The sequence below is a fragment of the Agrococcus sp. HG114 genome (assembly GCF_024723325.1).
GTDB lineage: Bacteria > Actinomycetota > Actinomycetes > Actinomycetales > Microbacteriaceae > Agrococcus.
In genome coordinates this window covers 1-6,947 of the sequence record NZ_JANQCH010000120.1, presented here as the reverse complement: position 1 = coordinate 6,947, position 6,947 = coordinate 1, and the positions used below count along the sequence as shown (strand labels likewise).

Here is a 6,947-nt window from a genome sequence, read left to right as displayed (position 1 = left end):
AGGTGTGTATAGGGGACGGCGTCGCCCGCCGCGGCGGCCGCGGCGAGCGCCGGGTGGTCGCGCACGCGCAGGTCGCGCCGGAACCAGACGATCTGCGCACCCATGCGCGCAGGCTACTCGGGGCGCTCCGGCGCGGCCTGGGCCGTCAGGCGCCGGTGCCGTGCTCCGGCGAGTCGGCGTCGTGCACGGGTGCTCCCTCGCCCGTCGGCGACGGGCCGAGCCCCTGCGCCGGCGACGCCGCGTCCTGGGTGTCGCCGGCCCCCGACGAGCCGCGCGCACCCTCGGCGGGCGAGGCTGCGTCGCGCACCGGGGTGCCGGCGCTGCCGGGCGTCGAGCCGAGCCCCTCGACCGGCGAGGCCGCGTCGTCGTCGATCCAGTCGGTGAGCTCCTCGTCGCGGCGCACGCCGTCGCCGTGCTCGTGGTGGGCGTGGTGCTCCGCGTGCTCGTGGTGCTCGTCGTGCTCGTGCGATCCGTGGTGGTTCATGTGCTCCTCCGCTCCTCGCGCGGCAGCCGGCCCCATCGCCGGCTCCGCGGGGTCTCCCCGCCCGCATTGTGGCCCTCCCGCCTGGGAACGGGCACCGCGCGCATCTCTGGGAGGATCGTCCCGTGCAGCAGCTCCACGACGCGGACCGCCGCGGCTTCGCCTCCGACAACTACTCCGGCGTGCACCCCGAGGTGCTCGAGGCGATCGCGAGCGCCAACGCCGGCCACCAGAGCGCGTACGGCGCCGACCGCTGGACCGCTGGCCTGCAGGAGGTCGTGCGCGAGCACTTCGGCGCGGGCGCCGAGGCGTTCCCCGTCTTCAACGGCACCGGGGCGAACGTGCTCGCGCTGCAGTCGCTCCTGCCGCGCTGGGGGGCGGTCGTCGCGGCGAAGAGCGCGCACATCAACGTCGACGAGGGCGGCGCGCCCGAGCGGGTCGGCGGCCTCAAGCTGCTCACCGTGCCGACGCCCGACGGCAAGCTCACCCCCGAGCTCATCGACCTCGAGGCGTGGGGCTGGGGCGACGAGCACCGCGCGCAGCCGCTCGCCGTGTCGATCACCCAGTCGACCGAGCTCGGCACGCTCTACACCGCCGACGAGATCCGCGCGATCGCCGATCACGTGCACGAGCGCGGCATGCTGCTGCACGTCGACGGCGCTCGCATCTCGAACGCGGCGGTCGCGCTCGGCGAGCCGCTGCGGGCGTGCACGACCGACGCGGGCGTCGACATCCTCTCGCTCGGCGGCACGAAGAACGGCGCGATGGGCGCCGAGGCCGTCGTCGTGCTCTCGACCCGCGCGGCCGAGCAGCGCGTCGCCGAGGCGCTCGTCTACCTCCGCAAGCTCAACATGCAGCTCGCCTCGAAGATGCGCTTCATCTCGGCGCAGCTCGTCGCGCTCTACGAGGGCGACCTGTGGCAGCGGAACGCCGCGCACGCGAACGCGATGGCCGCGCGGCTGCGGGCGGCCGTCGAGCCGGTGCCGGGCGTCTCGTTCGCGTACCCGACGCAGGCGAACGGCGTCTTCGCGCGGCTGCCGGAGGGCGTCGCCGACCGCGTGCGCGACGCGTTCTTCTTCTACGACTGGGATGCGGCGGCGCGCGAGGTGCGCTGGATGTGCACGTGGGACACGACCGAGGACGACGTGGATGCGCTCGCGCGCGCCGTGCGGGAGGCCGTCGGCGCGTAGGCGCGCACGGACGAGGCCCCGGCGGTACTCCACCGGGGCCTCGGGTCGCCAGCTGTCCGTCAGATGCCGGAGCCGCTGCTCCAGGTGTCGTTCGAGCGGGTCGTCGAGGTCGAGCTCGAACCCGAGCCCGCCTCGTCCTGCACCCGCTGCTTCGCACGCTGCGCGTCGGACTGGACGTCGCTCGCGGCGCCCTGTGCTTCGTCGCGCACGTGCTCGCCGGCGCTCTGCGCGGTGTCCTTCACCGACTGCGCCGCCTGCTGCGCGGGCTCCTTGAGGTGCTCGCCCATCTCCTTCGCGACGTCCTTCGCGCCCTCGACGAGCGGCTCGGCGCCCTCCTTCACCTTCGCGGCGGCCTGCTTCTCGGCATCGCTCGCGGGGATGAGCGACGCGATGAGCGCGCCGGCGCCGAACGCGATGAGCCCGACGGCGAGCGGATTGCCCTTCGCCTTCTGCATCGCGCGGTCTGCGCCCTCCCGGACGCTCTCGCCCGCGTGCCCCACCGCATCCTTCACGTCGTGCCCGACGCCGCCCACGGCCCCGTGGTCGCGGGGGTCGTCGGAGCCGAACAGCCGCTCCTTCACGCCCTGCACCTTGCCCTTCACTCGCTCGGTCTCACGGCTGACGATGCCGCTGGGCGACACCTTCTCGGCCAGCGCGTCGACGTCGCCGCTGACGCTCTCGCGGGTGCGATCGATGCGCGCCCGGATCTCCTCGGGTGTCTCGGTCATCGGTTCTCCTCCTTGGTGTGCAGTGCGTCGGGGATTTGCTTGACGGAATCGACCGTCTCGGGCATCGGCTCGACCTCCTTGAGGGCGCTGCGGCCGCTGAAGTAGAGGATCGCCGCGACGATCCCCCAGATCACGGCCACGATGAGCGCGCCCCAGCCGAGGTGCTCGGTGAGGTCGCCGAGCACGAACATGAGCGCGAGCGACAGGAACAGGAGCACCATGCTCCCGGCGTAGCCCGCGCCGCCGAGCATGCCCACGCCCTTGCCGGCGCGCGACGCCTGCTCCTTGGCCTCGGCCTTCGCGAGCGCGATCTCCTCCCGCATGAGCGTCGAGATGTCGCGCATCAGGTCGCCGACGATGTCGCCGACGGACTGCGATGCGGCGCGCACCTCAGCCGGGGTGTCGGCGGCGAGGACGGCAGGGTCGTCAGCGGAGTGACGCCCGCCGTTGCCCGCGGTCGCGTTCGTGGCGCCGCTGAAGTCGGGGCCGGTCACAGCCCGGCCTCCCTCCGGCTGGTGGGCAGGCCCGTCGCCGGGTCGAGGGTCTCGTTCGTCGGGAGCCCCGTCACCGGGTCGACGACGCCCTCGTCGAGCGAGCTCGCGGCGCCGCCGTAGCTGCTGCCGGTCGTGCCCGCGCCGGTCGCGGTCGTGCCATAGCCCGGGGCCGTCGTGCCGGTCGTGCCGTAGCCGGTCGTGGTGCCGTAGCCGGTCGTCGTCCCGTAGCCGGTCGTGGTGCCGTAGCCGGTCGTCGTGCCGTAGCCGCCCGTCAGGCCGCGCTGACGGTCGTGCTCCTCCTTCGACTGGCTGATCATGCCGCGAGTGAGGCGCCCCACGAGGAGGCCGGCGACGCCGGCCACCGCGATGAACACGCCCGGGCGGCGGCGCGCGAAGGTCTTCACCTCGTCGAGCAGGTCGGCCGGCTCGCGCTCGTCGAGCCAGCGGCCCGCGGCGTCGACGCGATCGCCGACCTCGCGCACGAGCTGGAGCGCGAAGCCGTCCTCGGGCTGCTTGCCGTCGGCCATGTCGCGGAGCTGGCTGCTGAAGGTGCGCATGCCCTCAGCCGCCCGCGACTGCTGCGCCTTGGCCTGCGAGGAGGCCTCGTGCATCGTCTGGTCGAGCAGGCGACGGCCCTGGGCCTTCGCCTCGGAAGCGACGTTGCGCGCCTCGTCCTTCGCGGTGCCCGCGACTCGGCGGCCGGCGTCCTTGGCCGTCTCGCCGACGTGCGCCGCCTCCTCCTTCGCGGTGTCGGCGGTGCTCTGACCGCCGGCGGCGCCGCCGGCGTGCGCGCCGGGGCGCGGGGTCGTCGTGCCGGTCATGCCGGTCGTGCCGGTGGAGCTGGTGGTGCCGGTCGTCTGGCCGGGCACGGCCGGGGCTGCGCCGCCGACCGCGGTGCGGTCATCCATCGGGCTCCCGGGCTGCTGCGCGTTCGTCATCGTCCGTCCATCCTGATCAGGCGGAGACCGTGCTCCGCTGCCTGTTCTGCGGGTGTGGACCCACGGTGTACCCCGAACCTGGGAGCACGCGGCGAGTGAGCCGCATGCGACGGGGGCGCGACCTGTAGGAGAGGTGGTAGAGGGCGGTCCGTGGCAGGCTCAGGGCATGGGCCGCCGCGAGGACGTCGCACCGCCCGGCTCGCCGGGAGGCACGGCGGAGCGCCCGGCCGTGTTCTTCCGCGACGCCGCCGAGTTCCGCTCGTGGCTCGAGCTGCACCACGCGACCGAGACCGAGCTGTGGATGGGGCTGCGCGCCAAGCACGTGTCGCCGCGCGGGCTCACGTGGGCCGAGGCGGTGCCCGAGGCGCTGTGCTTCGGCTGGATCGACTCGCTCTCGCAGCGCATCGACGACGACGCGCGGCGCCAGCGCTGGACGCCGCGGAAGCCCGGCTCGACCTGGTCGGCGGTGAACGTCGCGCACGTCGAGCGGCTGCTCGCGGAGGGGCGGATGCGCCCGGCCGGCATCGCCGCGTTCGAGGCACGGCGCGACGACCGCACCGCGATCTACTCCTACGAGGGCGGCTCCCTCGAGCTGCCGCGCGAGCTGCAGCAGCACCTCGACGCGTCGGCGCCCGCGCGCGCGTTCCTCGACGCCGCCACGGCGGGCTACCGCAGGGCGGCGCTCTCGTGGGTGCTCGGAGCGAAGCGCGAGGCGACGCGCGAGCAGCGCGTGCGCCAGCTCGTCGACGACTCCGCCGCCGGCCGGCTCATCCCGCCGCAGCGCTACGGCGAGACGCCAAGGTGGGTCGAGCGCGCAGCGGCGGCCGCGGCTGCCGCCGCCGAAGCGGCTCCGTAGCGGCAGCGGGCGCCCGCGATGGCGACGGACTAGCCCTCGAGGTACGCCGCGAGCTTCGCGAGCGACTGCCCGAGCCCGAGCTCGTGGTCCTCGCGCGAGATGCCCGGCGGCACGTCGGTCGCCGAGACCGTGACCCGCGTGCCCGCCGCGACCGGCTGCATCCGCCACGTCATGAGCATCTCGCCGGCGAAGCGCTCCTCGGCAGTCTCGAACGCGACGCGCTGCACGACGAGCTCCCCCGGCACGAGCTCGACGAACGTCACGCGCGAGGCGTCGCTGTCGGCGTCCGTCTTCGGGTCCGCGGGGTCCGCGAAGCGCAGCACCGCGCGGAACCCGCCGCCCTCCCGGGCGCTCATCTGCTCGATCGTCGCGGTCGCACCGTCGGGGGCGAGCCACGCGGTCAGCGCCCGCTCGTCGAGGAGCGCCTCGTAGACGCGCTCGGGCGGTGCCGCGATCACCGTGCCGGCGCGGTCGATGCGCCTCGGCTCCCGCGGATGCTCGTGCGCCGCCGCCTCGCCCCGCGCGATCGCCCGCACGACGGCGGCGAGGCCGAGGGCGAGGTCGTCGAACGTGAGGGCGCGGCCGTCGTGGGTGATGGCGGATGCGCCGGCCGACGCCCCGGAGTCGGTCTCGTCCCCGACGCCCGCGGTGCCGCGCGAGCGCACCGCCGGCACGTGCACGAACCCGCCCGGCACGTCGAGCCCCGCGACGAGGTAGGCCACGTGGTTGCAGAGGAAGCGGCCGGCGTCGTCGCTCGGGTCGGCCGGCAGCCCGACAGCCAGGATCGCGCTCGCGAGCGCGTCCGCGTCGAAGCCCGACGGCCGCCGCGCCTCGCCGCCCGCCTCGATCGGGGTCGCGCGCGGCTGGTCGCCGGCGTTGTCGGGGATGCGCGCGTCGTCCTCGTTGACCGCCCAGCGCTCCGGGGTGATCGCCGAGCGGCCGCCCGCCTCGCCGACCGCGAGCACCGCATCCGGCCGGTGCTCGTCGACGAGCGCGGCGAGCGCGGGACCGGCGGCCGCGAACGCGACCGGGAGCGTCCCGGTGACGAGCTCGACGCCCTGCTGCGGGCTCTCGGCCCACGCCGCGGCGAGCCGGCGCACGGCCTCGAGGCTCGCGTTCTCGGCGTCGCCGCCGAACGGCTCGAAGGCGGTCACGAGGATGCGCATGCGACCAGTCTGCCGCGCGCGGGGCTCGGACGGAGGGGAGAGTCGAGGAGCGGCGGCGATCGCGGGACGGCGACGGGCGGCGGTCGCTACCGGTCGACCTCGAGCACGACGGGCAGGTGGTCGGAGACGCCGAGCGGCGGCATGCGCAGCTGGCGGAAGGGCGGCAGCGGCTCGTCGCTCAGCACGTGGTCGATCTGCACCATCGGGCGGCTCGCGGGGAACGTCGCGCCGCGGGCGAGCATGCGGGCGCGCGCCACCCGGCGCACGATCGCCGGCGGCAGGTTGAGGTCGCCCAGGAGCAGCTGCGGGGCCGGCAGCGCCTCGAGCCACCGCAGGGCGCGGCGCAGCTGCCGCACGTTGACGCCCTGCACGAACGAGAGGTGGGCGCTCGCGACGGTCCACGTGCCGTGCGGCGTGCGGATGGTCGCGGCGACCACCGCGCGCGGCTCGTCGCGGATCCAGACGACCGAGCGCTCCGCGGGCACGAGCATCGGCGCCCGGAATCGGGCAGACGGGGGCAGTCGCAGCACGTGCCAGCGCAGCACGGGGTAGCGGGTCACGAGCGCCGTGCCGTACGCGTCGGTCGCGGCGTCCATGTCGGCCTCGGTCGCGGTGCGCCACTCGCGTGCCGGGTCGCCGATGAGCGTCGGCACGAAGAGCGACGCGGCGCCGCCCATCGCCTCGGCGGCGAGCGCCGTGAGGTCGAGCATGCCCGAGCGGGGCTGCCCGCGGTCGACCTCCTGCAGCGCGAGCACATCCGCGTCGAGCGCGGCGATCGCGCGCGACAGCGTCGCCGCATCGACGGTCGGATCGGCCGGCGTGCGGCCGTGCAGGATGTTCCACGTCGCGAGCCGCATGCGCACATCATGGCGAGCGCGGCTCGACTTGGGCCAGGAGCGATGCGCGGGGCGGTCGAGCTCGGGGCCGCACCGCGGCAGCACCCCCGCCTCGGGTGCTGGCCCCGCGCTGGCCGTCGCGGGGACGCGGCAGGATGGGCGGGTGACGATCGCAGGACTCGACGTGGGCGGCACCAAGATCGCGGGCGTCGCGCTCGCCGAGCCCGGCGAGGGCGCGCGCGCGGCGCCCGCCTCGCC

General features: G+C 75.4%; 9 protein-coding genes. 2 read left to right on the top strand and 7 right to left on the bottom strand.

Features of this window, described 5'->3' with window-relative positions; translation table 11 throughout:
• Both NWP09_RS10580 and NWP09_RS10575 read right to left on the bottom strand, forming a co-directional pair.
• The coding region (locus NWP09_RS10580; protein ID WP_258275478.1) for a deoxyribodipyrimidine photo-lyase at positions 1-104 on the bottom strand (104 nt) is incomplete at its 3' end.
• A 41-nt stretch (positions 105-145) separates the two neighbouring features.
• A complete protein-coding gene (locus NWP09_RS10575; RefSeq protein WP_258275476.1) occupies positions 146-484 on the bottom strand; it encodes a hypothetical protein in 339 nt (112 codons plus the stop codon).
• Positions 485-606: 122 nt separating this feature from the next.
• Here NWP09_RS10575 and NWP09_RS10570 point away from each other — a divergent pair, with 122 nt between their 5' ends.
• Positions 607-1,671, top strand: a complete 1,065-nt coding sequence (locus NWP09_RS10570; RefSeq protein WP_258275475.1) for a low specificity L-threonine aldolase — start codon at positions 607-609, stop codon at positions 1,669-1,671.
• A 59-nt stretch (positions 1,672-1,730) separates the two neighbouring features.
• Here NWP09_RS10570 and NWP09_RS10565 read toward each other — a convergent pair whose 3' ends face one another.
• The 3 genes from NWP09_RS10565 to NWP09_RS10555 all read right to left on the bottom strand — a co-directional run bounded on the left by NWP09_RS10565 (position 1,731) and on the right by NWP09_RS10555 (position 3,831).
• Positions 1,731-2,399, bottom strand: coding sequence for a DUF3618 domain-containing protein (locus NWP09_RS10565; RefSeq protein WP_258275474.1), 669 nt, complete (start codon positions 2,397-2,399; stop codon positions 1,731-1,733).
• Positions 2,396-2,788 carry a phage holin family protein gene (locus NWP09_RS10560; protein ID WP_258275477.1) on the bottom strand — a complete coding sequence of 131 codons (393 nt, stop codon included), beginning with the start codon at positions 2,786-2,788 and terminating at the stop codon, positions 2,396-2,398. Before NWP09_RS10560 ends, NWP09_RS10565 begins: the two co-directional genes overlap by 4 nt.
• A gap of 101 nt (positions 2,789-2,889) precedes the next feature.
• Positions 2,890-3,831 carry a hypothetical protein gene (locus NWP09_RS10555; RefSeq protein ID WP_258275473.1) on the bottom strand — a complete coding sequence of 314 codons (942 nt, stop codon included), beginning with the start codon at positions 3,829-3,831 and terminating at the stop codon, positions 2,890-2,892.
• Between the two features lie 166 nt (positions 3,832-3,997).
• On the opposite strand from NWP09_RS10555, the gene NWP09_RS10550 reads away from it, so the two are divergent.
• Complete coding sequence (locus NWP09_RS10550) at positions 3,998-4,687, top strand: YdeI family protein (RefSeq protein ID WP_258275472.1); 690 nt, start codon at positions 3,998-4,000, stop codon at positions 4,685-4,687.
• A 29-nt stretch (positions 4,688-4,716) separates the two neighbouring features.
• On the opposite strand, the gene NWP09_RS10545 is transcribed toward NWP09_RS10550, so the two are convergent.
• The gene (locus NWP09_RS10545; protein ID WP_258275471.1) at positions 4,717-5,853 is read right to left on the bottom strand and encodes an SRPBCC domain-containing protein; all 1,137 of its coding nucleotides are present in this window, start codon (positions 5,851-5,853) and stop codon (positions 4,717-4,719) included.
• Between the two features lie 86 nt (positions 5,854-5,939).
• The gene (locus tag NWP09_RS10540) at positions 5,940-6,710 is read right to left on the bottom strand and encodes an endonuclease/exonuclease/phosphatase family protein (protein ID WP_258275470.1); all 771 of its coding nucleotides are present in this window, start codon (positions 6,708-6,710) and stop codon (positions 5,940-5,942) included.
• Between the last annotated feature and the right edge of the window lie 237 nt (positions 6,711-6,947).

What these genes read in the sequence shown, in the direction of transcription:
- NWP09_RS10575 (WP_258275476.1), bottom strand. Translation starts at nt 484, where the DNA reads ATGAACCACCACGGATCGCACGAGCACGACGAGCACCACGAGCACGCG.
- NWP09_RS10565 (WP_258275474.1), bottom strand. Translation starts at nt 2,399, where the DNA reads ATGACCGAGACACCCGAGGAGATCCGGGCGCGCATCGATCGCACCCGC.
- NWP09_RS10555 (WP_258275473.1), bottom strand. Translation starts at nt 3,831, where the DNA reads ATGACGAACGCGCAGCAGCCCGGGAGCCCGATGGATGACCGCACCGCG.
- NWP09_RS10550 (WP_258275472.1), top strand. Translation starts at nt 3,998, where the DNA reads ATGGGCCGCCGCGAGGACGTCGCACCGCCCGGCTCGCCGGGAGGCACG.
- NWP09_RS10545 (WP_258275471.1), bottom strand. Translation starts at nt 5,853, where the DNA reads ATGCGCATCCTCGTGACCGCCTTCGAGCCGTTCGGCGGCGACGCCGAG.
- NWP09_RS10540 (WP_258275470.1), bottom strand. Translation starts at nt 6,710, where the DNA reads ATGCGGCTCGCGACGTGGAACATCCTGCACGGCCGCACGCCGGCCGAT.